Here is a 24,068-nt window from a genome sequence, read left to right as displayed (position 1 = left end):
GCGCATGACGTTGGGTCTCGTCAGCGCGATGCCAGAGGAGCTCGCGGCGGTGCTTGCGCTGCTGCCCGACGAGCAGCGCATCGCCGTCGGTGGGCGAATCTTCTGGCAGGGGCACCTGCACGGCCACGCCGTGGTGGCCGTGCTGTGCGGCATCGGCAAGGTGGCTGCGGCCACCACCACCACCCTGCTGGCGCAGCACTTCGGTGCCAGCGCTGTCGTCATGACCGGTGTGGCCGGTGGGCTGGGTCGTGGCGTGAAGGTGGGTGACGTGGTGGTGGCGCGCGAACTGCTGCAGCACGACATGGATGCCTCGCCGATCTTCGATCGCCACGTGGTGCCGGGCCATGGCCGCTCGCGCTTCGCCGCCGACGCGGCCTGGAGCGAACGGCTGGCGAAGGCGTGTGCTGCCACGCTGCGCGATCCCGTGGCCGCGTTGGGCGTCGAGGTGGTGCAGGCCTTCGGGCTGCACGCGCCGGCGCTTCACGAAGGTTTGCTCATCAGCGGTGACCGTTTCGTCTCCCGCACCGCGGAGAGCCGGGCCCTGCAGGTCGAGTTGCCCGATGCGCTGGCGGTGGACATGGAAAGCGCCGCCGTGGCCCAGGTGTGCGCCGATTTCGGCCTGCCTTTCGCGGTGGTGCGCACCATCTCCGACCGGGCCGATGACGCGGCGCACGTGGACTTCCCGCGATTTCTCACGCAGGTGGCGAGCCGCTACAGCGCGGCCGTGGTGGCGCAATTGCTGCGCCACTGAGGGCATGGCTATCTCAGCCAGCCGCGCTTTCGGAAGTAGAGCATCGGCACCACGGCCGACAGCACCATCAGCGCGATGGCAAACGGGTAGCCCAGCTTCCAGTTCAGCTCGGGCATGAACTGGAAGTTCATGCCATAGCTGCTGGCCACCAGGGTGGGCGGCAGCAGCGACACGCTGGCCACCGAGAAGATCTTGATGATCTTGTTCTGGTTGATGTTGATGAAACCGACGGTCGCATCCATCAGGAAGTTGATCTTGTCGAACAGGAAGGCGGTGTGGCCGTCCAGCGAGTCCAGATCGCGCAGGATCTGGCGCGCGTCTTCGAACTGCTCGGCGCTGAGCAAGCGGCTGCGCATCATGAAGCTCACCGCGCGGCGCGTGTCCATCACGTTGCGGCGGATGCGACCCGACATGTCTTCGTGGCGGGCGATGGCCGAGAGCGCCTCGCTCAGCAGCGTGTCGGAGGCGTTGCTGTTGAGCACCTGCTTGCTCACGGTCTCGATCTCGTCGTAGATGTCTTCCAGCGTGTCGGCGCAGTACTCGGCGTCGGCGTCGAAGAGCATCAGCAGCACGTCCTTGGCGTCCTCGATCAGCCCGGGCATGCGTCGCGCGCGCATGCGCAGCAGGCGGAACACGGGCACGTCCTCGTCATGGATCGAGAACAGCACGCCGCGGCTCTTGAGCGAGTCGTTGTGCTCGTTGAGGATGAAGGCCACGCGCACCGCTCGCGGGTCCTCGTCGTCATCGATCAGGAAGTCGCTGCGAACGTGCAACTCGCCGTTGTCTTCCTCGAAGAAGCGGGCCGACTCCTCGATGTCGTCGTCCATCGCGTCTTCGGGAATGGACAGGCCGAAGTGTTGCTTGACCCAGCGCCGCTCCTCGGGCGTGGGGTCTTCGAGGTCGACCCAGATGGGCTTGAACTTCGCGAGTTCTTCCAGGGATTCGATTTCTTCCTGGAACAGTCGGCCGTTGGCCAGGGTGAAGACGTTGAGCATGGCGCGCTCCCTGCTGCTGGTGGCGTTGGGCGGGGGGCCGGGGTGCCGGCCGGCGGGTTCGGTGGCGCTTTCAGCCGGCCGGCCGCCGGGGCGTTGCGCTGGTGCTCAGCGCGGGCTCAGACGGTGGCGAAGGCGGCTGAAAGCACACAACTGGGGGGTGTGCTTTCCATGGAGGGCTCCGTTCGGGATGGCCGCAATTATCGCACCGCACCTTGTGCAGCGTTCGTGACGGAAGGGGCGAGGAAGGCCCGCAATTCGTCCTGTCGGCGCCAGGCGTCGTGTTCGCCCAACGCCATGAGCGCCTGCACGAAGCCGGGCTCGAAGAGCAGATAGCTCGCCAGGGCTGCCGCGCTGGCGTTGGCGCCGCGGCGGGTGTCCAGCGCCCCCAGGCCGGCCAGCGTGTGGCGCGTGGACGCGGGCAACTCGTGCACGTGCTTGAGCGCGATCTCGTCGAGCGACACGCTGGGTTGCAGCGCCAGTACCTCCACCGGTCGATACGGCAGCAGGGCCGACACCTCGGGCGGCAGGCGCGCCAGCGTCTGGCTCACGCGCAGGGTTTGCTCCACGTCGGACTGCAGCGTGTCGTGGAACACACTGGCCATGGCGTGCCCGGCGATGGTGCCGGCGGTGGGTTCCTCGGCGTTGGCCGCCGTCAGGCCTGCGCGCTGCGGTTGCCCGACGCCGATCACCAGCACGCGCCGCGCGCCGAAATGGATCGCCGGCGACAGCGGCGAGAGCTGGCGCATGGAGCCGTCGCCGAAGTGCTCTCGGTGGCCGTTGACCCACAGCGGCACGGCGGGGAAGAGGAACGGGATGGCGCTGGAGGCCATCAGGTGTTCGATGGTGACGGGCTGGAAATCGGCGCGCCGGCCCGGACGGTGCCAGGGCGGCACCTGGCAGTCGGCGCGTGTCTGGCAGAAGGTCCAGTGCTCGCCGGTGGTGTAGCTCGACGCGGTGACACCCAGCACCTCGATCGCGCCGATCTCCAGCGCAGCTTCCATGCGGCGCAGGTCGATGGCACGGTGCAGCGTGTCCACCAGTGGCAGCGTGTCCAGCAATGCGCGGTGTCGTTTGACCTGACGCGACAGCGTCCAGCCCGCGAGCACGCGGCTGGCGCGCACCCAGCTGGGCGCCTCCAGGCGGTAGACCTGGTGCGAGCGCAGGCCTTGCCAGAAATCGGCCAGGCGCCCGAGCGCGGCGGCGCCATCGCCCGCGTGGCTGGCCAGGTAGCTGGCGTTGAGCGCACCGGCCGAGGTGCCGAAAAGCCAATGGAAGGGAAACGCGGGCTGACCCGAAGGCAGCATGGCCATCAGGGCCTTGAGCACGCCGGCCTGGTAGGCCGTGCGCGCGCCACCGCCCATGAGCACCAGGGCGCAACCATCGGGCGGGTTGCCCGCGCGCGGCACCATGGCCGTGTTGTGGGTAAGTACGGTGTCGAGGGACATGTCGGTGCTGCAGCGCGCTCAGGCCGCGTCGTCGATGAAGCGAATCAGGGTCTGCTGGTCGACCGGCTTGTGCAGGCCCGTGACACCCGCTGCGCGGATTGTCGCCAGCACCGACGGGCTGGTGTCGCCGGTCACGATTGCAACGCGCAGGCTCGTGCCCAGTCTCGCGCGCAGGGCTTCGATCACTTGCACGCCGGTCTCACCGTTGTCCAGGTGCATGTCCACCAGGGCCAGTTCGGGCGGCCGGCCGGATGCCGCCACACAGGCCAGCGCATCGTCGAGCGTGCGCGCCACCAGGGGCTCGTGCCCCCAGCCCTTGAGCAGATAGCCCATGGCCGTCAGGATCTGCTCGTCGTCATCGACCACCAGCACCGTGCGCGACGGCCTTGCCACGTCGGCGGGTGGCTGCTCCGGGGTAGGGTTGGCGGGGGTTGCTGTCTCTGGCAGATCGATCGAAAACACCGATCCGCGCCCGGGAAGGGAACGGCAGGCGAGTTGACTGCCCAGCAGATCGGCCGAGCGCTTGACGATGGCCAGCCCGAGCCCGAAGCCGCGCAACTGCCGGGCATCGCGCCTGACGTTGCCGGCCTGATAGAACTCCTCGGTGACGTGCGGTAGGTCGTGGGCTTCGATGCCGACGCCGCTGTCCCAGATTTCGATGCGGATGCGGTCGCCGCGCCGCCGCGCCGCCAGCAGCACCCCGCCACGCTCCGTGTAGCGCACGGCATTGCTGGTCAGGTTGCTCAGGATGGTGTGCAGCACGCCGGGGTCCGCCAGCACGCTCAGGCCGCCGTCGCGCACGCGCAGGCGCAGCCGCTTGGCCCGCACCTGCTGGGCGACCTCGTCGCACACCCGGCGAAACAGGGGCGCCAGGGGCACGGCTTGCTCCCTGGGCTGCAGGGCGCCGGCGTCCAGGCGCGAGATGTCGAGCAGTCGGTTGAGCAACTGCCCCATGGTGTCCAGCGCGTCCTGCATGCGATCGGCGATGCTGGCCACCGTGCGCGGCGCGATCTCGGCCCGGGACGCCAGCGCCTTGAGCGCCGGCACGAACAGGCTCATGGCGTGGATCGGCTGGCGCAGGTCATGACTGGCGGTGGCCAGAAAGCGCGTCTTGGCCAGGTTGGCCGACTCGGCGCGCTCCTTCTCCACGCGCAGTTGCGCCACGAGCGACTCGTTCTCGAAGCGCAGGCGCAAGGCGTCCTCGATGGCGCGCGCGATGCGCAGCGAGAACAACTCGGCCATGATCAGGAACACCGCCGTCAGCACGCCGAGCGTGATGAGCCCGCCGTCCCCCGACCACAGGCAGCGTGCGGCGAACGGCAGCGCGCACGGCAATGCGAATGCGAGGTGCGATGGAAAGTACGGCCCCAGTGACTGGGTCGCGCTGGAGAGGATGGCCATCAGGACGATGGCGACCACGGCCAGATTGAGCGGGTTGTCGGGCGTGAAGAACAGCCAGGCGAGCGACCCCCAGCACAGGCCCGCCAGCGCCGACGCCACCACGAAGGTGCGGGCCCATTGCGCTGGCAGCCCCCCGCGCTGCGTGTCCTGCCAGAACCGGCGGGCCGACCACAGGCGCCACAGGCTCAAGACGATGAGCGTGAGCAGCCAGCCCACGATCAGTTCGCGCGGTTGCTGGTTGGACCACAACAACGCCGCCGCTCCGCTGCCCAGAATCAGCGTGCCGGACACCAACGCCGGCACGTTGCGCGCAAGCAGGCGAATCTGCTCGTGTCGCAGCCTGAGTTGCAGCTCGGCGTCGTCGTCCATGGGTGGCAAGCATAGGCCAGTGGCAGCAGCAGCCGGCCCGATCGGCGACACTCGTGCGCCTTACCCGGACCGCTGTCGTGCCTGCTGCCCCTTCTTCCTCGCCCCAGTTGAGCCCCGCGCGCGAGCGCTGGCTGCTGCTCACCATTGCCGGCATCCAGTTCACGCACATCCTCGACTTCATGATCATGATGCCGCTGGGCCCGCAGTTCACGCGGATCTTCGGCATCAGCGACGCACAGTTCGGCCTGCTGGTCTCGGCGTACACGCTGTCGGCCGGTGTGTCGGGCCTCCTCGCCGCCACCTATGTCGACCGTTTCGACCGCCGTGCGCTCCTGCTGAGCCTCTACGCCCTGTTCGCGCTGGCCACGCTGGCTTGCGGGCTGGCGCCGGGCTATGGGTTCCTCATGGGCGCGCGCATCGCGGCCGGGGTGTTCGGCGGCGTGTTGTCGGCGCTGGCGCAGACCATCGTTGCCGACGTCGTGCCTTTCGAGCGGCGCGGCCGTGCGATGGGTGTCGTGATGTCGGCGTTTTCGGTGTCCACGGTCGCGGGCGTGCCGCTGGGGCTGTGGCTGGCCAGCTGGTTCGACTGGCATGCCACGTTCTTTGCCATCGCTGCGCTGTGCGCGGTGTTCTGCGCCGGTGCCTGGGCCACGCTGCCACCGTTGCGTGGGCACCTGCACGCAGGGCGCCCCACCGTGTGGCGCGGCATCGGCGAGGTGCTGGTCGAGCGCAACCACTGGCGCGCGTTCGCTCTGTCGGCCGTGATGATATTCACCGGTTTCACGGTGATCCCCTTCATCACGATCTATCTGCAGGCCAACGTGGGCCTGAGCGACCGCGACATCCCGCTGATCTACCTCACCGGCGGCGCGGTCACCCTGCTGACCGCGCGCTGGCTGGGGCGGGTGACCGATCGGCTGGGCAAGGTGCCGACCTTCAATCGCCTTGCGGTGGCCGCCACCGTGCCCATCATGGCCACCACGCTCCTGCCGCCAGCACCGCTGGCGGTGGTGCTGCTGGTGTCCACCGCGTTCTTCGTGCTCACCTCCGGCCGCATGATTCCCGGCATGGCCATCGTCACCTCGGCGGGGGTGCCGCGCCTGCGCGGGACCTTCATGGTGCTCAACGCCTCGGTGCAGTCGGCGGCCATGGGGTTGGCCTCGCTGGTGGGCGGGCTCATCATCGCCCGCGATGCCGCCGGTCGGGTGGAGCATTACTGGGCCGCCGGTCTCATCGGAGTGGTCGCCAGCTTCGCCAGCATCGCGCTGGCCAGGAGGCTGCATTTGCACGGTTCCGGCCAGGGCACCAGCGTTTGACGCCGGTCAGGAAGTCACGTTTTCTGACGTTTTCGCCTTGCGCGCGCTGCGCATCGTGGGCATAGTGGTCTCAAGCCATCCCGTGGTCGCCGGGGGGCTCGCCCCCACGGTGACCTGTGTCAACCCGGAGCATTAGGAGGCTCACAGATGAATCTGACGATCAGCGGTCACGACCTCGAGGTCACTCCTGCCCTGCGCGGCTATGTCACCAGCAAGCTGGAGCGCATTTCCCGGCACTTCGATCAGGTGGTCGACATCCGGGTGCTGCTCAAGGTGGACAACCTCAAGGAGAAAGACCTGCGCCAGCGCGCGGAGTGCAACATCCATGTGAAGGGCCGCGACCTGTTCGCCGAGAGCGCCCATGCCGACCTGTATGCCGCCGTCGATGATCTGGCCGACAAGCTCGACCGCCAGGTGCTGCGTTACAAGACCAAGACGAAAGACCACCATCACGACGCCGCCAAGCGCCTGATGTGAAATCGGTCACAACCCACGCCCGGCGTGGGTTTGCGACCGTGTTGCACTGCAACAAGCCGCTTGAATTGTCAAGCGGCTTTTTTGTCTCCGGCGTCTAGCCTCAAAAAGTCAGAGGCGCATAATCCGCGGTCCGAAAGGGCCCCCATGAACCGTCTCTCTGCCATCCTGCCCGCCGCCCAAGTGCTGGTGAGCGTCGACGCCACCAGCAAGAAGCGTGCATTCGAGGAAGCGGGTCTGCTGTTCGAAACCCAGCATGGCCTCAACCGCGCACTCATCACCGACAGCCTGTTTGCGCGCGAGCGGCTCGGCTCGACCGGGCTGGGGCATGGCGTGGCCATCCCGCACGGTCGCATCAAGGGCCTGAAGCAGCCATTGGCGGCGGTGTTCCAGCTGGCCAGCCCGATCGGCTTCGACGCCCCGGACGAGCAACCGGTGCAGCTCATGATCTTCCTGCTCGTGCCCGAGGCGGCGACGCAGAAGCACCTGGAAATCCTCTCCGAGATTGCCGAGTTGCTCAGCGACGGTGGCTTGCGCGAGCAGATGAAGGGTGCCGTCGACGCCGCCGCTCTGCACACGTTGATCGCCAACTGGCAATCGGCGCACGCCGCCGCTTGACCCCGGCCCGGCCTTGAAACCCACCGTCGTCAGCGCCGACGTTCTCTTCGAGGACCACCGGGACACGCTGAAGTGGCAGTGGATCGCCGGCCTCGGGGCGTCCGAGCGGCGTTTCGACGAGGTGGCCATCCGCGCCGCGCGTTCCGGCGCCGATCTGGTCGGCTACCTCAACTACATCCATCCGTATCGCCTGCAAGTCATTGGCGAGCGTGAGGTGGCCTACCTCACCAGCCCCAGCGTCGAGGACAACCGCCGCCGCGTGGCGCGCATCGTCACGCTGGAGCCGCCGGTGCTGGTGGTGGCGGACGATCAACCCGCGCCCGACGAATTGCTCGCGATGTGCGAGCGCGCGCAGATTCCGATGTTCTCCACACGGGAGTCGGCTGCGTTCGTCATCGACGTGCTGCGCGCCTACCTCTCGCGCCACTTCGCCGACCGCGCCACCATGCACGGCGTGTTCATGGACATCCTGGGCATGGGTGTGCTGATCACCGGCGAATCCGGTCTGGGCAAGAGCGAGCTTGGCCTGGAGCTCATTTCGCGCGGTCACGGCCTGGTGGCCGACGACGCCGTCGATCTCTACCGCATCAACCAGACCAGCGTGGAAGGCCGCTGCCCCGAGCTGCTGCAGAACCTGCTGGAGGTGCGCGGCATCGGCTTGCTCGACATCAAGGCCATCTTTGGCGAGACGGCCGTGCGCCGCAAGATGCGTCTGCAGCTCATCGTGCACCTGGTGCGGCGCGAGACCATGGAGCGCGACTACGAGCGCATGCCCTACGAGCCGCTGTACCAGGATGTGCTGGGTGTGCCCGTGCGCAAGGCCGTGATCCAGGTGGTGGCGGGGCGCAACATTGCGGTGCTGGTCGAAGCCGCGGTGCGCAACACCATCCTGCAGCTGCGCGGCATCGACACCTACCAGGAATTCGTGCTGCGCCACCGCGCGGCCATGTCACGCGACGAATGATGTCGCCGCCACGTGGCGCCGCCTCGCGGGCCGCTGGCTTCCCAAGGGGGCTGATCCGGGCCGCGTGCCGTCAGCGCTTGTTGCCGCGGTGCGGGCAATCGCTCTTGGTGCAGTTGGCGTAGAGCGAAAGCGCGTGCTCCTGCAGCGCGAAGCCGCGCGACTTTGCCACCATCTGCTGGCGCCGCTCGATCTCGGCGTCGAAGAATTCCTCCACGCGTCCGCAGTCCAGGCACACCAGGTGGTCATGGTGCTGGCCTTCGTTGAGCTCGTAGACCGCCTTGCCCGACTCGAAATTGCTGCGCGTGAGCAGGCCGGCCTGCTCGAATTGCATCAACACGCGGTAGACCGTGGCCAGGCCGATGTCGCTGCGCTCCTCGAGCAACACGCGAAACACGTCCTCCGCAGTCATGTGGCGCTGCTTGGCGCTGTGGAAGACCTCGAGGATCTTCAGCCGCGGCAAAGTGGCCTTCAGGCCGGTGCTCTTGAGTTCTTCGAGGTTGTTGGTCATGGCGGTGGGTGCGGGCTCACTACAATGGCCGACCGATTATCGCCCGCCAGGCGCCGCCTGCATCAGGGCGTTTGCCCATACGCCGTCCAGGGTGCCCGTCCATGTCCCTCGTCCGTCACCGCCTTCTGCCCTCACTGGCCCTCTTCGTGGTCCTGTCGGGCTGCTCGTTCATCACGCCCTACAAGGTCGATGTCCTGCAGGGCAACGTCGTCACACGCGAGCAGGTGCAGGCCCTCAAGCCCGGCATGGCGCGCGAGCAGGTGCGCGACATCCTCGGCTCCCCGCTGTTGACCAGCGTGTTCCACGCCGACCGCTGGGACTACGTCTTCACGCTGCGCCGCCAGGGCCAGGAGCCGGTGTTGCGCCGCGTGGCCGTGTTCTTCAAGGACGGTGTGTTGCTGCGTCATGAGGCCGACGAACTGCCCAGCGAGGAGGAGTTCGTTGCCACGCTCGACGCGCGCCGCGGCGATGGCGGCAAGCCGCCCGTGCTGGAGGCCACCGAGGAGCAGCTCAAGGCCTTCGCCGAGCGCAACAAGCCGCTGAGCCCGCCGACGCCCAGCAGCGCGGCAAGCGCGCCGGCCACCACGAATTTCCCGCCCATCGACGGCGCCGGGGCCGCCCAATGACCGCGCCCGCTGCGCAGCGCGTCTGCATCGCGGGCGCCAGCGGCCGCATGGGCCGCATGCTGATCGAGGCCGTGCGCGCCAGTGGCGACTGCACGCTGGCCGGCGCGCTGGACGTGGCCGGCAGTCCCGCCATTGGTCAGGACGCCGGTGCCTACGCCGGTCAGGCCACCGGCGTCGCCATCACCGCCGATCTGGCGGCCGGCCTGCGCGGCAGCCATTGCCTGATCGACTTCACCCGCCCCGAGGGCACCATGGCGCATCTGGACGCCTGCGTGGCCGAGGGGGTGAACCTGGTCATCGGCACCACGGGTTTCTCCGACGAGCAGAAGGCACGCATCGCAGAGGCCGCGCAGCGCATCGCCATCGTCATGGCGCCCAACATGAGCGTGGGCGTCAACGTCACGCTCAAGCTGCTGGAGCTGGCCGCCAAGGCCATGCCCACCGGCTACGACATCGAAATCATCGAGGCACACCACCGTCACAAGGTCGATGCGCCCAGCGGCACAGCCCTCAAGATGGGCGAGGTGATCGCCGACGCGCTGGGCCGCGACCTCAAGGACTGCGCGGTCTACGCGCGCGAGGGCGTCACCGGTGAGCGCGATCCGTCCACCATCGGCTTTGCCACCATCCGCGGCGGCGACATCGTGGGCGACCACACCGTGCTGTTTGCCGGCATCGGCGAGCGCATCGAGATCACGCACAAGTCGAGCAGCCGTGCCACCTATGCGCAGGGCAGCCTGCGTGCGGTGCGCTACCTGGCGGGCCGCCGCAGCGGCCTGCACGACATGTTCGACGTGCTCGGCCTGCGCTGAGCCCGCCGCAGGCTGCCGTGCTCGACGTCTTCCTCGCCGCCGACGCGCTGGGCCGCTCCATCGGCCTGCTGTTGCTGGCCATGTCGGTGGCCACCTGGGTGCTCATCCTCTGGAAATCCTGGCTGCTGCGCCGCGCCGCGAACAGCCTGCCACTGGCCACCGCAGCCTTCTGGCAGGCGCGTGATCTCGACGACGCCGAGCGCCGCCTGGCGGCGGCCGACGTCCAGGCGTTGGCGCTGCCCCTGCTGCAGGCAGCGCGTTGCCTGCTCGCGCTGCCGCCCGAGGTGCTGGCCGCGCAGGGCACCCCCGCCGCACGGCTCACGCGCGCGCTGCGCGACGCGCTGCACCACACGATTGCCCGCCTGCAACATGGCCAGACGCTGCTGGCCAGCGTCGGCGCCACGGCGCCGTTCGTGGGCCTGCTCGGCACCGTCTGGGGCGTGCATCAGGCCTTGCTGGCGGTGGGGTTCGGCGAAGACGGGTTTCGCATCGAGGCCGTGGCCGGCCCCGTGGGCGAGGCCCTGGTGATGACGGCCGCCGGACTGGCCGTCGCCATCCCGGCCGTGCTGGCCTACAACGTGCTGGGCCGCCGCATCGCGCAGATCGAGGCCCAGCTGGAGGGCTTCGCGCACGACCTGCGCGAGCTGTTCGCCCCGTCGACCGCTGGCCCCGCCCCATGAGCTTCGGCCGCCTGCCGGGCCCGCGCGCCGCGCCGCCCTTTGCCGAGATCAACATCACGCCGCTGGTCGATGTGTTCCTGGTGCTGCTCGTGATCTTCATCGTGAGTGCGCCGCTGATGGCGCAGCGCCTGGCGCTGGCGTTGCCGCGCGCCGACACGCCGGCGTTGGCGCCCGCCGCGCCGCTGGCCGCCGCCACCATCGAACTCGATGCCCAGGACCAGTTGCGCCTGGGCGGTGAGACCCTGACCGAAGCCACGTTGCGCGAGCGCCTGCAGGCGCTGGGCGCCGCGCAGCCCGATGCCGAGATCCTGCTGCGCGTGGACGAGCGCGTGCCCTATGGCCGCGTGGTGGCGCTCATCGGCATCGCGCAGGCGGCGGGCCTATCGCGCATCGGCTTCGTGGCCGATCCGGCTGCCCCGGCGCGCTGAATCCACGCGCATGCCGCACGGCGCCCGCGGCCCCGGGGGCGCACCCTAAAATCCCCGCTTCGCCGCGGCGCCGCCGCCGGCACCGCACGCCCTTCCCATGCAAGACAAGTACGCCCCCCAAGACGTCGAGCGCAACGCGCAGGCCCAGTGGACCGCCGCCGACGCCTATCGCGTCACCGAAGACGCCGGCAAGAAGAAGTTCTACGCCTGCTCCATGCTGCCCTACCCCAGCGGCAAGCTGCACATGGGCCACGTGCGCAACTACACCATCAACGACATGCTCACGCGCCAGCTGCGCATGAAGGGCTACAACGTCCTCATGCCGATGGGCTGGGACGCCTTCGGCCTGCCGGCCGAGAACGCGGCGATCAAGAACAAGGTGCCACCGGCCAAGTGGACCTACGACAACATCGCTTACATGAAGCGGCAGATGCAGGCCATGGGCCTGGCCATCGACTGGAGCCGCGAAGTCGCCACCTGCTCGCCCGAGTACTACCACTGGAATCAGTGGCTGTTCCTCAAGATGCTCGAGAAGGGCATTGCCTACCGCAAGACCCAGGTGGTGAACTGGGACCCGGTGGACCAGACCGTGCTCGCCAACGAACAGGTCATCGACGGCCGCGGCTGGCGCACCGGCGCGCTGGTGGAAAAGCGCGAGATCCCGGGCTACTACCTCAATATCACCGCTTACGCGGGCGAGCTGCTTGACCACGTGCAGATCGGCAACCCCAGGGCCACGCTCAGCGGCTGGCCCGACAAGGTGCGCCTGATGCAGGAGAACTGGATTGGCAAGAGCGAGGGTGTGCGCTTCGCCTTCCCGCACCAGATCAAGGGTGCCGATGGTGGCCTCATCGGTGATGGCAGGCTCTACGTGTTCACCACGCGCGCCGACACCATCATGGGCGTGACCTTCTGTGCCGTGGCACCCGAGCACCCGCTGGCCACGCACGCCGCAGCCAGCAATCCGCAACTCGCCGCCTTCATCGAGGAATGCAAGACCGGCGGCACCACCGAAGCCGAACTTGCCACGCAAGAGAAGAAGGGCCTGCCCACGGGCCTCGTGGTCACGCACCCGATCACCGGTGAGGCGGTGCCGGTGTGGGTGGGCAACTACGTGCTCATGGGCTATGGCGACGGCGCCGTCATGGGCGTGCCCGCACACGACGAGCGCGATTTCGCCTTCGCGAAGAAATACGGTTTGAAGATCCAGCAGGTGGTGGCGGTCGAGGGCGAGACCTTCAGCACCGACGCCTGGCAGGAGTGGTACGGCGACAAGCAGCGCGGCGTGTGCGTGAACTCCGGCGTGCTCGATGGCCTGCCGTACAAGGCCGCGGTCGACAAGGTGGCCGAACTGCTCGGTGCGCTGGGCGAGAAGAAGACCACCTGGCGCCTGCGCGACTGGGGCATCAGCCGCCAGCGCTACTGGGGCACGCCGATTCCCATCATCCACTGCCCCGAGCACGGCGCCGTGCCCGTGCCCGAGAAGGACCTGCCGGTGGTGCTGCCCGAGGACTGCGTGCCCGACGGCAGCGGCAACCCGCTCAACCACCACGAGGCATTCCACGCCGGCGTTGTCTGCCCGGTGTGTGGTGCCCAGGCGCGGCGCGAGACCGACACCATGGACACCTTCGTGGACTCGTCCTGGTACTTCATGCGCTACTGCGACCCGAAGAACAGCGAGCGCATGGTGGCCGGCGGCACCGACTACTGGATGCCGATGGACCAGTACATCGGCGGCATCGAACACGCCATCCTGCACCTGCTGTACGCGCGCTTCTGGACCAAGGTCATGCGCGATCTCGGTCTGGTGAAGATCGACGAGCCCTTCACACACCTGCTCACGCAGGGCATGGTGCTCAACCACATCTACAGCCGGCGCACCGACAAGGGTGGCAAGGAATACTTCTGGCCGCACGACGTCGAGAACACGTTCGACGAGGGCGGCAAGGTCGTCGGCGCGAAGCTCAAGCACGCGGTGGGTGACTTGCCCGCGGGCACGCCGATCGACTACGAGGGCGTGGGCACGATGTCCAAGTCCAAGAACAACGGCGTCGACCCGCAGGACCTGATCGAGAAGTACGGCGCCGACACCGCGCGCCTGTACACCATGTTCACCGCGCCGCCCGAGGCCACGCTGGAGTGGAATGACGCCGCGGTGGAAGGCAGCTACCGCTTCCTGCGTCGCGTGTGGACGCACGGCCACAAGCTCGCGCAAGCGGGCATCACCGGCGCGCAAGCGGTTGCGGTCGATGCGGGCGGGCTTTCCAAGGCCGCCAAGGCGCTGCGCCTGGAGATCCACACCGTGCTCAAGCAGGTGGATTACGACTACCAGCGCATGCAATACAACACCGTGGTCTCGGGCGCCATGAAGATGCTCAACGCATTGGAAGGCTTTCAGCCCGAGGGCGCGGCAGACCAGGCTGCCGCTGCAGAAGGCTTCAGCATCCTGCTGCGCTGCCTGTACCCGGCCACGCCGCACATCACGCACGCCCTGTGGCACGAACTCGGCTACCCCGGCACGCTGCTGGATGCGCCCTGGCCGCAGGCCGACGAGACCGCGCTGCAGCGCGACGAGATCGAGCTCGTGCTGCAGATCAACGGCAAGCTGCGCGGCGCCATCACCGTCTCCGCCAGCGCCGACAAGGCCGCCATCGAAGCCGCCGCGTTGGCCAGCGAGGCCTTCATCAAGCAGGCCGCGGGCGCTGCCCCCAAGAAGGTGGTGGTGGTGCCGGGCCGTCTGGTGAACGTGGTGGTCTGACCATGCTGCAACGCCGCCTCGCGCTCGCCACCATCGCCGCCCTGGCGTTGCCCGCCTGCGGTTTCCAGCTGCGCCAGGCGCCGAAGTTCCCTTTCGCGGCGCTGCGCATGGTGGGCAGCGAGTCGACGATCACGGCGGCGGCATTGCGTCGTGAGCTGCAGATCAACGGCCTGCGCGTGCTGACCAGTGCCGACCCGGCCAGCCCCGCAGACGCCTCCGCTGTGGTGTTGCGCGTGCTGATCGACCAGCGCGAGCGTGCCGTCGTGGGCCAGACCGCCTCGGGTCAGGTCCGTGAGCTGCAGTTGCGCACGCGTTTCCGCTTCAACCTGCAGACTGCTGACGAGCGCATCCTCATCGACGACACCGAGCTGCTGCTTGAGCGCGACCTGAGCTTCAACGAGACCCAGGTGCTCGCCAAGGACGCCGAGGAGCAGCTGCTCTACCGCGACATGACCAGCGACATCGTGCAGCAGGTGTTGCGCCGCCTCGCTGCGGTCGACCGCACCTGACGCGGGCCCACCGATGCAGGTAGCGGCCAACCAGCTCGGCGCCCAACTGCAGCGGGGCCTGCGCAGCCTCTACACGCTGTACGGCGACGAGCCGCTGCTGATCCAGGAGGCGGGTGACGCCATCCGCGCCGCGGCGCGCGCGCAGGGCCACACCGAGCGCACCGTGCACACCATGGCCGGCGCGCACGCCGACTGGTCGGCCGTGCTCGCCAGTGGCGCCTCGCTCAGCCTGTTTGCCGACAAGCAGATCGTCGAGGTGCGCGTGCCCTCGGGCAAGCCCGGCAAGGACGGCTCGGCTGCGCTGCAGCAGCTCGCTGAAGCAGCCGATGGCAACGACAGCACGCTCACCCTGGTGGTGCTGCCGCGGCTGGACATGGCCACGCAAAAGAGTGCCTGGTTCGCCGCGCTCGATGCGCATGGCGTGACCGTGCGCGTGGAACCCGTGGATCGCAAGGCGCTGCCGCAGTGGATTGCACAGCGCCTGCAAGCCCAGGGGCAGCGTGTGGCCGCGGGCGCCGAGGGCCAGCGCACGCTCGCCTTCTTCGCTGATCGTGTCGAGGGCAACCTGCTGGCTGCACACCAGGAGATCCAGAAGCTCGCGCTGCTGCACCCCGCGGGCGAGCTGAGCTTCGAGCAGGTCGAATCGGCCGTGCTCAACGTGGCGCGCTTCGACGCCTTCAAGCTCGCCGAGGCCGTGCTCGGCGGCCAGGTGGCCCGCGTGCAGCGCATGCTCGACGGCCTTCAGGCCGAAGGCGAAGCGCCGGTGCTGGTCCACTGGGCGCTGGCCGAGGACATCCGCACCCTGAACCGCGTGCGCAGCGCCCTGGACGCCGGCCGCCCGCTGCCGCTGGCGCTGCGTGAGAACCGTGTCTGGGGCGTGAAGGAAAAGCTCGTCGAACGCGTGCTGCCCCAACTGAGCGCCGCGCAACTGGCGCGCTGGTTGGACGATGCCCACACCGTGGACGGCGTCGTCAAGGGCCTCAAGGCCCCCGACTGGCCGGCCGACCCCTGGCAGGCCCTGCATCAACTGGCCATGAAGGTGGCACGGGCCTGCGCACTGCGTTGACGCAGCGTCAGCGCCAGCGGCTCGCGTGTAAAGAGCCGCGTCTTTGTGTATCCGCGCCGGTGCGAAAGACACCTTCCGTAACAAGCACCCCGGCCGCGACGGCTAGATTGGCGGCGAAAGGAGTGAGCACATGGACAAGTCGATGATCAAAGGCATGGCACTGGGCGGTCTCGCCATGGTGATCGTGGGGGCGGGCGCGGTGGGTGGCTACCAGACGCTGGCCAAACCCCAGGCCGCCGAGGTGGTGGCCGTGAAGGAAGTGATGACCACCGTCGTCACGCCGCGCGAGGTCTGCGAAGACGTGGCGGTGCAGCGCCAGGCGCCCGTGAAGGACGAGCACCGCATCACCGGCACAGTGGTGGGTGGCCTGGCGGGTGGCCTGCTGGGCAGCCAGATCGGCGGCGGCAGCGGCAAGAAAGTGGCCACCGTGGCCGGCGCCGTGGCCGGCGGCTACGCGGGCAACCAGGTGCAAAAGGGCATGCAGGAGCGCGACACCGTGACCACCATGGAGCGCCGCTGCAGGACCGTGAACGACAAGAGCCAGAAGCTCAGCGGCTACGACGTGACCTACCGGCTCGACGGCCAGAGCGGCACCGTGCGCACCAGCTTCAAGCCCGGCGCCACACTGCCGGTGAAGGACGGCAAGGTCGACACCACCGCGCCGGCCGGCACGAAGTCCTGATCGCGCAGCGCCCTGGGCTCAGCGCGCGGCACCGGGCAACGCCCCGGCGCGAAAAGCCGACGGCGTGACGCCGGTGTGCTCGCGAAACACACGGCTGAAGTGCGCCGTGTTGTTGAAGCCCCAGGAGAACGCGATCTCGGTGATGGTGCGCTCGGCGCGCCGCGGGTCGGCCAGGTCGCGCATGCAGGCCTCGATGCGCTGGCGCTGGATGTACTGCGCCAGCGTGTCGTCCTCGGCGCTGAAGGCCTTGTGCAGGTGGCGCTTGCTGCAGTTCATGGCGCTCGCGATGTGATCCAGCGAGAGGCCGGGGTCGCGCAGGTGGCGGCCGATGTGCACACGGATGCGGTCGCGAAACGACTCGAGTTGTGAGCGCCCGTCGGCGCGGCCCGCGAGTTCCAGCAGCGACAGCCGCACCAGCTCGACGATGGCCTCGCCGGCGCCGCGCGCCGCGGCCTCGCTCATGCCCGGCAATTCCTGGTAGGTGGTGCGCATGGTTTCCAGCGCCACGCGTGCGATGCCGCTCACGCCACCGATCTGGCGCGCCATCAGCGGCTCCAGCGACAACCCGCGCTCGCTGAGCTGCTCGCGCGGCAGCATCACGATCAGGTGCTCCACGCGTTCAGGGTTGGCCACCGCGTAGTGGTTGGTGGTGTCGTAGATCGACCAGCCGCCCGGGCGCACCCAGGCTTCCCGCCCGGCCTGGGCCACGCCCGCGCTGCCGCGCCAGGGCGCCACGATCTTCAGGTAGGGCCGCTCGCTCGCGCGCGCCAGGCGGTCGCTCTTGATCACGCGGTGGCGGTTGGCCTCCAGCCGCGTGAGCATCACGTCGCCGGCGCGCGACGCGCTCATGTGGCCTTCGAACGTGGTGTCGCCGTACAGGTCCGAGTCGAGTCCGCCGAAGTGCGTCCATACCCACTCGCGCCAGATCGCAGCGCGCTCGGCCGGCGCCACAGCGTCGGTGCTCATCGGGGTGGGTTGGCTCATGCCGGCGATTGTCCGGCCCCTGGCATGCCCCCGCGCGCCGTTGCACATTGCGGGTAAACCCGCATCGCCATGCGCGATTGGTCAAGCAGACAGTGCATCTTCGGCATAGCGGCGTTGCGGGGCTTTTCCTACGATGTGGCTGTCCGAGGACAACCCAACACCAGGAGACAAGCCATGGCCTTGAGCAACCGCCGAGTGATGATCCAGCAGACCGCAGCCGCCGTGGGCGCGATGGCGGTTGCCCCGCAACTGATGGCCCAGAACACGCCTGTGCGCATCGGCTACACCATGGCCCGCACCGGCCCGTGGACCGGTGGTGCCCAGACCAGCCAGGAGCCCAACTTCCTGCTCTGGGCCGAGCAACAGAACGCCGCCGGTGGCCTGGACGTGAAGGGCGTGCGCCGCCGCATCGAGCTCATCAGCAGCGACGACCGCAGCGACGTGGAAACCGTGGTGCGCACCTACGAGAAGCTCATGGGCAGCGACAAGGTCGACCTCGTGTTGCCGCCCTGGGGTTCCAACGCCAACTTCGCCGTCGCGCCCCTGGCCAACCGCTTCGGCTACCCCTTCCTCGCGCCCACCGCGCTGTCCAAACGGCTGGTCGAGCTCAAGCTGCCTTACTTCTTCCTGCTGCTGCAGCAGCCCGCGGCCATGTGCGGCGCGCTGGTCGACATGCTCAAGGCCAATGGCGTCAAGAGCGTGGCCTGCATCTACGTGGATGACCTCTTCGGCCTGGAGAACTACGCCGCCCTCAAGGTGGCGCTGCAGGGCACCGGCATCAACCTCGTGCAGGACACCAGCTACCCCGGTGGCGTGAAAGACTTGAGCCCCACGCTGCGCAGCATCAAGGACAAGAATCCCGACGCGTTCGTGGGCTTCACCTATCCGCCCGACACCATTCTGGCCAGCCGCCAGAGCAAGGAGATCGGCTTCAATCCGAAGTTCTTCTACGCGTCGGTCGGCACCGCCTTCCCGCTCTACAAGAACGTCATGACGCCGGCGGGCGCCGAGGGCGTGCTCGGCATGGGCTCGTGGAACAGCAAGACCAGCGCTGCTGCCAAGGCCTACTTCGACGCCCACGTGGCCAGCCAGAAGAAGGAACCCGACCGCTGGGCCAGCGGCGCGGCCTGGGCCGGTCTGGAGATCCTCACCAACGCCGTCAAGGCGCACGGTCTGGACCGCAAGGCCATCCGCGACTACGTGGCCAACACCACCCACAAAACCATCATTGGTGACATCAAGTTCCAGGGCAGCGAGAACGTGGGCACGCCGGGTACCGTGGGCCAATGGCAGAACGGTGAGTTCGAGGTGGTGTGGCCCAAGCAGGTGGCCACCGCGGCATTGAACCCGAACAAGCCCGCCTGGAGGTAAGACCACCCCCGCGCCGCGCCCGCGGCGCGTCACCCCCCTCAAGGGGGCCATGCCTGCGGACCGGCGAAGCCGGATCCGCGGCATTCCCGACGACATCCCTTCACGCGTTGCCTGCATGTCTTTTTCCTCCTGGATCGAGCTCATCGCCTCCGGCCTCATCACCGGGGGCATCTATGCGCTCGTCGCGTTGGGTCTGAACCTGCAGTACGGGCTCATGCGCATCCTGAACATCGCGCATGGCGAGTTCCTGATGGTGGGCGCCTTCATCACCTGGATGGTGGCGGCCACCTTCGGGCTCTCGCCGCTGTGGATGATCCCGGTCTCGTTTGCGCTGTTGTTCGGCATCGGCGTGGCGGTGCACTGGCTGTGCTTTCGCCGGCTCACCGCCACCTCGCCCAACCTGGACGTGTTCGAGGCGCGCGGCCTCATGGTCGCCTTCGGCCTCATGTTCCTGGTGCAGAACGCCATCAGCTGGATCTGGGGCGGCGACCTGCGCGGCTACGACTTCCTCACCCAGCCGTTCGCCATTCCGCTGCCCGGCGGGCAGGCGCAGTTCGCGGTCAACAAGCTGCTGGTGTTCGGCCTGGCGCTGCTGTTCGCCAGCGCGCTCATCGTGCTGTTGCGCACCACCCTGCTGGGCAAAGGCGTGCGCGCGCTCATGCAGTCGCCCACCGGTGCGCAGCTCATGGGCATCGACACCAAGCGTCTGCACCCGCTCATGTTCGGCATCGGTCTGGGTCTTTCGGGCGTGGCGGGCTGTCTGCTCTCCATGGCCTACACCATCAGCCCGTCCATGGGCGAGCCCTACACCGTCACGGCGCTGATCGTCATCACGCTCGGCGGCTTCGGCAGCATGGGCGGCGCGCTCGCCGGCGGCCTGCTGCTCGGTGTCATCGAGGCCATCGGCATGCACTTCACCAACCCGTCGCTCAAGGCCCTGCTGAGCTACATCGTGTTCATCGGCGTGCTGCTGCTGCGCCCTGAAGGTCTGTTCTCGCGAAAGACCCGAAAAGCATGACCTCCAGGCAATTCCTCATCCGCGATTTGCTCGTGCTGTTCGGCCTCACCGGCTGGGCCGTGGTCCTGCCCGGCTTCGCGAGCGAATTCGTCGTCTCCATGGCGCTCACCTGCCTGATGTACATCGCCCTCTCGTCGAGCTGGGCGCTGTTCTGCGGCACCACGCGCTACCTCTCGCTCGCCACCTCGGCGTTCTTCGGCATCGGCGCGTACACCAGCGCCATCGGGCTGGAGACGCTGAGCTGGCCGGTCGCCATCGCCGCCGGCGCAGGCATCGCGGCGGTGGTGGCCATCGTGATGGGCGCGGCGGTGCTGCACCTGCGCGGCACCTACTTCGCGGTGCTCACCTTCGGCATGACGGAGCTCATCCGCCACGCCATCAGCTACTTCGAGAAAAGCGTCACCGGCACCGTGGGCCGCGTGCTCATGGTGGTGCCCGAGCGCGACACCATCTACTTCACCGTGCTGCTGCTCGCGGTGCTGGCGGTGTTCCTCTCCATCTGGATCCGCCGCACGCGCTTCGGCCTGGCCATGCAGGGCATCGGTGCCGACGAGCAGCGCGCGCAGACGCTTGGTGTGAACACACGATTGGTGAAGACGGCCGGCTTCGCGCTCACCGCGGCCATCGCGGGCGCCGTGGGCGCGGCCATGAGCGTGCGCTGGACCTACATCGACCCGCACACCGTCTTCAACCCCTTCATTGGTTTTCAAACCGTGCTGATCGCGCTCATCGGCGGCGCCATGACGCTGTGGGGCCCGCTGATCGCTGCCATCGTGTTCAGCGTGCTTGCCGAAACCCTGCGCCTGCAGGTGCCGCAGATCTACATGATGTCGCTCGGCCTGCTGCTCATCCTCTCGGTGCTGTACCTGCCGGGTGGCCTGGCCTCGGTGCGCAGCGACACCTTCAAGGGTTGGTGGCGCGACCTCAAGGCCTGGTGGAAAGAAACCAAGGACGACCTCAGCGGCGAGACCGAACGCCGCAAGCAGCGCGAGAAGAAACAGCGGGAGGCGCGGCATGTCTACTGAGCCCCTCCTGGTTGCCAAAGACATCACCGTGCGCTTCGGTGGCCTCACCGCCGTCGACAACGTGAGCGCGACCTTCATGCCTGGCGAGCTGGTGGGCATCATTGGCCCCAACGGCGCGGGCAAGACGACCTTCTTCAACGCCGTCTCGGGCGTCACCAAACCCACCAGCGGCCGGCTTGAGTTGCGCGGCCGCTCGCTTGCCGGCAAGGCGCCACACCGCTTCGCAGCGCACGGCCTGGCGCGCACCTTCCAGACGCCGCGGACCTTTGGCGACATGCTCGTGCGCGACAACATCGCCTTCGGCCTCAAGTTCGCGGGCAAGCGCCGGCGCGAGTACATCTTCTGGGGCGACGAGGTCGGCGTGCCCTGGGTGCTGCGCACGCCCGACAGCATCCTCGGCCTGATTGGCCTGTCCGCGCAGGCCGACCTGCCGGCCGCCGCCATCACGCCTTCGCAACAGCGGCTGCTGGAGATCGGCATGGCGCTGGCCACGCGGCCCAAGCTGCTGCTGCTGGATGAAGTGGCCGCCGGCCTCACCGAGAACGAGGTGGAGGAAATGGCGCGCCTGATCCGCCGCCTGCGCGACGAGCTCGACCTCACCGTGGTGTGGATCGAGCACGCGGTGAGCACGCTGCTGCGCCACGTGGAGCGCGTCATCGTGCTGCACCAGGGCCGCAAGATCGCCGACGACGTGCCGCGCGCGGTGATCCGCAACCCCGAGGTGATCGAGGCCTACCTGGGCGACGAGATGAGCGAACCCGAAACCGAAGGGGCCGCAGCATGATGTGGCACCGCGACACCCCGTTCCGCCTGGGCGGCGCGAAGCAGGCGCACCTGAAGGTCGATGGCCTGAGCGCGGGCTACGGCGCCTTCCTGGTGCTGCGCGACTTGAAGCTCGAAGCGCGACCCGGCCTCACCGTGGTGCTGGGCCCCAACGGCGCGGGCAAGACCACGCTGCTCAAGGCGCTCAACGGCCTCATCCCGCGCCAGGGCACGGTGTTGTTCGACGGCGAAGAACTGCCCGAGAAGACACATGAGATCGTGGAGACCGGCGTGGCGCTGGTGCCCGAAGGCCGGCAGTTGTTCCCGCAGATGACGGTGACCGAGAACCTGGAACTCGGTGGCTGGCTGGTGCCGAAAGGCGAACGCGCGCGCCGCATCGAGCAAGCCTTCAACGATTTCCCGAAACTGCGCGAACGCGCCAACCAGCTGGCCGGCACCATGAGCGGTGGCGAGCAGCAGATGGTGGCCGTGGCGCGCGCCATGATGTGCGCGCCGCGCCTCTTGATGCTCGACGAACCTTCGCTCGGCCTGGCGCCGAAGATGGTGGACGAGCTGCTGGCGATTGCGCGCCGCATTGCCGACGCCGGCACCACCGTGCTGATGGTGGAGCAGAACGTGAAGAAGGCGCTGGCCGTGGCCGACCGCGGCTACGTGCTCGAACGCGGCGCCATCGTGGCCAGCGGGCCCGCGAAATTGCTGGCGCGCTCCACCGTCATCCGCGAGGCCTACCTGGGCGCCGACAAGGACCCCGCCACCGGCACCACCAACGCCGCCGACGCGGTGGCGCGGCGCAAGGCCGCCGTGACCACCTGAACCGAGACCCGAACCCAAGGAGAGAACCATGTCCGACATGTCCATGCTCATCAACGGCCTCAAAGTCACGGCCGAAAAAGGCGCCACCTTCGAACGGCGCAACCCGCTTGACGGCAGCGTGGCCACGCGCGCGCCCGCCGCCAGCCCGGCCGATGCGGTGATGGCCGTCGAAGCCGCGGCCGAGGCCTTCAAGACCTGGAGCGAAACGGGGCCCGGCGAGCGCCGTGCGCTGCTGCTGAAAGCCGCCGACGCCCTCGAAGCCAATACGCCCAAGTTCATCGAAGCCGTGGCCGCGGAAACCGGTGGCACCGCCATGTGGGCCGGCTTCAACTGCTTCCTGGCTGCCGGCATGATCCGCGAGGCCGCGGCGCTTACCACCCAGATCTCGGGCGAGCTGATCCCGTCCGACATCCCCGGCAGCCTGGCCATGGGCGTGCGCCAGCCCGCGGGCGTGGTGCTCGGCATTGCGCCGTGGAACGCGCCCATCATCCTGGGCGTGCGCGCCATCTGCGTGCCGCTGGCCTGCGGCAACACCGTCATCCTGAAAGGCAGTGAGAACTGCCCGCGCACCCACCAGCTCATCATCGAATCGTTCCAGGACGCGGGCTTCCCCGCCGGCGTGGTGAACTACATCACCAACGCCCCGGCCGACGCCGGCGCCGTGGTGGAAGCCATGGTGGCGCACCCCGCGGTGCGGCGCGTCAACTTCACCGGCTCCACCAAGGTCGGCAAGATCATCGCGATGACCTGCGCCAAGTACTTGAAGCCCGTGGTGCTGGAACTCGGCGGCAAGGCACCGCTGGTCATCCTTGACGACGCTGACATCGACGACGCCGTCAATGGCGCGGCCTTCGGTGCTTTCGCCAACAGCGGCCAGATCTGCATGAGCACCGAACGCATCATCGTGGACAACAAAATCGCCGACGAATTCGTGAAGAAGTTCGGCGACAAGGCGAAGAACCTGCCCGTGGGCGACCCGCGCAAGCCCGAGCCCGTGGTGCTGGGTTCGGTGATCGGCATGAACACCGTGAACTTCTGCAACGAACTCATCGACGACGCACTCGCCAAAGGCGCCAAACTGGTGTGCGGCGGCAAGAGCACCGACACCCTGATGCCCGCCACCGTGCTCGACCACGTCACGCCCGAGATGCGCATTTACCGCGAAGAGACCTTTGCACCGGTCAAGTGCATCGTGCGCGTGAAGAACACCGAAGAAGCCATCGCCTGCGCCAACGACAACGAGTACGGCCTCTCCGCCGCCGTCTTCGGCAAGGACATCGCCCGCGCCTTCAACGTCGCGCGCAAGATCGACAGCGGCATCTGCCACGTGAACGGCCCCACCGTACACGACGAAGCCCAGATGCCCTTTGGCGGCGTCAAGGGCTCCGGCATCGGCCGCTTCGGCGGCAAGGCCGGCATCGCCGAGTTCACCGAGCTGCGCTGGATCACCCTGCAGACCACACCGCGGCACTACCCGTTCTGATCAGCGGCAACGAACCGCGAGGAGGAGGGCAAAGGCCCTGGAGGCGGGAGCTTCCAGGGCCTTTGATCCGGTGTGTGGCCGGGAAGCTTCGCGAACGGTGGCTTCAACCGCCAGAATGCGTCACGGCACGGCCCGTTCCCGGGGCGACCCACCCTGGGAAACCACCCGGATGCCCCTGTCGACGGCACC

General features: G+C 68.2%; 24 protein-coding genes. 19 read left to right on the top strand and 5 right to left on the bottom strand.

Annotated features, from left to right (window positions below; genetic code table 11):
• Window positions 1-4 precede the first annotated feature (4 nt).
• Window positions 5-751, top strand: a complete 747-nt coding sequence (locus M3149_RS11885) for a 5'-methylthioadenosine/adenosylhomocysteine nucleosidase (protein WP_251709696.1) — start codon at window positions 5-7, stop codon at window positions 749-751.
• A gap of 8 nt (window positions 752-759) precedes the next feature.
• Here M3149_RS11885 and corA read toward each other — a convergent pair whose 3' ends face one another.
• The 3 genes from corA to M3149_RS11865 all read right to left on the bottom strand — a co-directional run bounded on the left by corA (window position 760) and on the right by M3149_RS11865 (window position 4,961).
• A complete protein-coding gene (gene corA, locus M3149_RS11880) occupies window positions 760-1,746 on the bottom strand; it encodes a magnesium/cobalt transporter CorA (RefSeq protein WP_251709694.1) in 987 nt (328 codons plus the stop codon).
• A gap of 197 nt (window positions 1,747-1,943) precedes the next feature.
• Window positions 1,944-3,191 (bottom strand): patatin-like phospholipase family protein, encoded by a 1,248-nt coding sequence (locus tag M3149_RS11870; protein WP_251709692.1) that lies wholly within the window; start codon window positions 3,189-3,191, stop codon window positions 1,944-1,946.
• Between the two features lie 18 nt (window positions 3,192-3,209).
• Window positions 3,210-4,961 carry a hybrid sensor histidine kinase/response regulator gene (locus M3149_RS11865; protein ID WP_251709690.1) on the bottom strand — a complete coding sequence of 584 codons (1,752 nt, stop codon included), beginning with the start codon at window positions 4,959-4,961 and terminating at the stop codon, window positions 3,210-3,212.
• 77 nt (window positions 4,962-5,038) lie between these two features.
• On the opposite strand from M3149_RS11865, the gene M3149_RS11860 reads away from it, so the two are divergent.
• The 4 genes from M3149_RS11860 (at window position 5,039) to hprK (ending at window position 8,333) form a co-directional block, all read left to right on the top strand.
• Complete coding sequence (locus M3149_RS11860; protein WP_251709688.1) at window positions 5,039-6,277, top strand: MFS transporter; 1,239 nt, start codon at window positions 5,039-5,041, stop codon at window positions 6,275-6,277.
• 147 nt (window positions 6,278-6,424) lie between these two features.
• Complete coding sequence (hpf, locus tag M3149_RS11855; RefSeq protein WP_251709687.1) at window positions 6,425-6,754, top strand: ribosome hibernation-promoting factor, HPF/YfiA family; 330 nt, start codon at window positions 6,425-6,427, stop codon at window positions 6,752-6,754.
• A 144-nt stretch (window positions 6,755-6,898) separates the two neighbouring features.
• A complete protein-coding gene (locus M3149_RS11850) occupies window positions 6,899-7,369 on the top strand; it encodes a PTS sugar transporter subunit IIA (protein ID WP_251709685.1) in 471 nt (156 codons plus the stop codon).
• A 13-nt stretch (window positions 7,370-7,382) separates the two neighbouring features.
• A complete protein-coding gene (gene hprK, locus M3149_RS11845) occupies window positions 7,383-8,333 on the top strand; it encodes an HPr(Ser) kinase/phosphatase (RefSeq protein ID WP_251709683.1) in 951 nt (316 codons plus the stop codon).
• A gap of 70 nt (window positions 8,334-8,403) precedes the next feature.
• On the opposite strand, the gene fur is transcribed toward hprK, so the two are convergent.
• On the bottom strand, window positions 8,404-8,841 hold the full coding sequence (fur, locus tag M3149_RS11840) for a ferric iron uptake transcriptional regulator (protein ID WP_251709682.1): 438 nt from the start codon (window positions 8,839-8,841) through the stop codon (window positions 8,404-8,406).
• Window positions 8,842-8,942: 101 nt separating this feature from the next.
• Here fur and M3149_RS11835 point away from each other — a divergent pair, with 101 nt between their 5' ends.
• The 8 genes from M3149_RS11835 to M3149_RS11800 all read left to right on the top strand — a co-directional run bounded on the left by M3149_RS11835 (window position 8,943) and on the right by M3149_RS11800 (window position 16,402).
• On the top strand, window positions 8,943-9,467 hold the full coding sequence (locus M3149_RS11835) for an outer membrane protein assembly factor BamE (protein ID WP_251709680.1): 525 nt from the start codon (window positions 8,943-8,945) through the stop codon (window positions 9,465-9,467).
• Window positions 9,464-10,279, top strand: coding sequence for a 4-hydroxy-tetrahydrodipicolinate reductase (gene dapB, locus M3149_RS11830; protein WP_251709678.1), 816 nt, complete (start codon window positions 9,464-9,466; stop codon window positions 10,277-10,279). The genes M3149_RS11835 and dapB overlap by 4 nt, the downstream gene beginning before the upstream one ends.
• 17 nt (window positions 10,280-10,296) lie before the next feature.
• A complete protein-coding gene (locus M3149_RS11825) occupies window positions 10,297-10,959 on the top strand; it encodes a MotA/TolQ/ExbB proton channel family protein (protein ID WP_251709677.1) in 663 nt (220 codons plus the stop codon).
• Window positions 10,956-11,387: an ExbD/TolR family protein gene (locus tag M3149_RS11820; RefSeq protein ID WP_251709675.1), complete on the top strand. Its 432-nt coding sequence runs from the start codon at window positions 10,956-10,958 to the stop codon at window positions 11,385-11,387. The genes M3149_RS11825 and M3149_RS11820 overlap by 4 nt, the downstream gene beginning before the upstream one ends.
• Before the next feature lie 97 nt (window positions 11,388-11,484).
• Entirely contained in the window at window positions 11,485-14,145 is a 2,661-nt protein-coding gene (gene leuS, locus M3149_RS11815) for a leucine--tRNA ligase (protein ID WP_251709673.1), read from the top strand.
• Between the two features lie 2 nt (window positions 14,146-14,147).
• The gene (gene lptE, locus M3149_RS11810; RefSeq protein WP_251709671.1) at window positions 14,148-14,654 is read left to right on the top strand and encodes an LPS assembly lipoprotein LptE; all 507 of its coding nucleotides are present in this window, start codon (window positions 14,148-14,150) and stop codon (window positions 14,652-14,654) included.
• 13 nt (window positions 14,655-14,667) lie between these two features.
• Window positions 14,668-15,720 (top strand): DNA polymerase III subunit delta, encoded by a 1,053-nt coding sequence (gene holA, locus M3149_RS11805; protein ID WP_251709669.1) that lies wholly within the window; start codon window positions 14,668-14,670, stop codon window positions 15,718-15,720.
• Window positions 15,721-15,850: 130 nt separating this feature from the next.
• Window positions 15,851-16,402 carry a glycine zipper 2TM domain-containing protein gene (locus M3149_RS11800; protein ID WP_251709667.1) on the top strand — a complete coding sequence of 184 codons (552 nt, stop codon included), beginning with the start codon at window positions 15,851-15,853 and terminating at the stop codon, window positions 16,400-16,402.
• An 18-nt stretch (window positions 16,403-16,420) separates the two neighbouring features.
• Here the strand turns inward: M3149_RS11800 and M3149_RS11795 are convergent, their stop codons facing one another.
• On the bottom strand, window positions 16,421-17,386 hold the full coding sequence (locus tag M3149_RS11795) for a helix-turn-helix domain-containing protein (RefSeq protein WP_251709665.1): 966 nt from the start codon (window positions 17,384-17,386) through the stop codon (window positions 16,421-16,423).
• 174 nt (window positions 17,387-17,560) lie between these two features.
• Here M3149_RS11795 and M3149_RS11790 point away from each other — a divergent pair, with 174 nt between their 5' ends.
• From M3149_RS11790 to M3149_RS11765, 6 genes are all read left to right on the top strand, one after another.
• Window positions 17,561-18,757 carry an amino acid ABC transporter substrate-binding protein gene (locus M3149_RS11790; protein ID WP_251709663.1) on the top strand — a complete coding sequence of 399 codons (1,197 nt, stop codon included), beginning with the start codon at window positions 17,561-17,563 and terminating at the stop codon, window positions 18,755-18,757.
• Between the two features lie 115 nt (window positions 18,758-18,872).
• A complete protein-coding gene (locus tag M3149_RS11785; RefSeq protein WP_251709661.1) occupies window positions 18,873-19,775 on the top strand; it encodes a branched-chain amino acid ABC transporter permease in 903 nt (300 codons plus the stop codon).
• Window positions 19,772-20,800: a branched-chain amino acid ABC transporter permease gene (locus M3149_RS11780; RefSeq protein WP_251709659.1), complete on the top strand. Its 1,029-nt coding sequence runs from the start codon at window positions 19,772-19,774 to the stop codon at window positions 20,798-20,800. Before M3149_RS11785 ends, M3149_RS11780 begins: the two co-directional genes overlap by 4 nt.
• Entirely contained in the window at window positions 20,790-21,584 is a 795-nt protein-coding gene (locus M3149_RS11775; RefSeq protein ID WP_251709657.1) for an ABC transporter ATP-binding protein, read from the top strand. Before M3149_RS11780 ends, M3149_RS11775 begins: the two co-directional genes overlap by 11 nt.
• Entirely contained in the window at window positions 21,581-22,396 is an 816-nt protein-coding gene (locus M3149_RS11770; protein WP_251709655.1) for an ABC transporter ATP-binding protein, read from the top strand. The genes M3149_RS11775 and M3149_RS11770 overlap by 4 nt, the downstream gene beginning before the upstream one ends.
• A gap of 28 nt (window positions 22,397-22,424) precedes the next feature.
• Window positions 22,425-23,879: an aldehyde dehydrogenase gene (locus tag M3149_RS11765; protein ID WP_251709653.1), complete on the top strand. Its 1,455-nt coding sequence runs from the start codon at window positions 22,425-22,427 to the stop codon at window positions 23,877-23,879.
• Window positions 23,880-24,068 lie beyond the last annotated feature (189 nt).

The organism is Hydrogenophaga intermedia, assembly GCF_023715105.1.
GTDB lineage: Bacteria > Pseudomonadota > Gammaproteobacteria > Burkholderiales > Burkholderiaceae_C > Hydrogenophaga > Hydrogenophaga intermedia_A.
The sequence above is the reverse complement of the archived record's forward strand: the minus strand, read 5'-3'. Positions and strand labels throughout refer to the sequence as shown.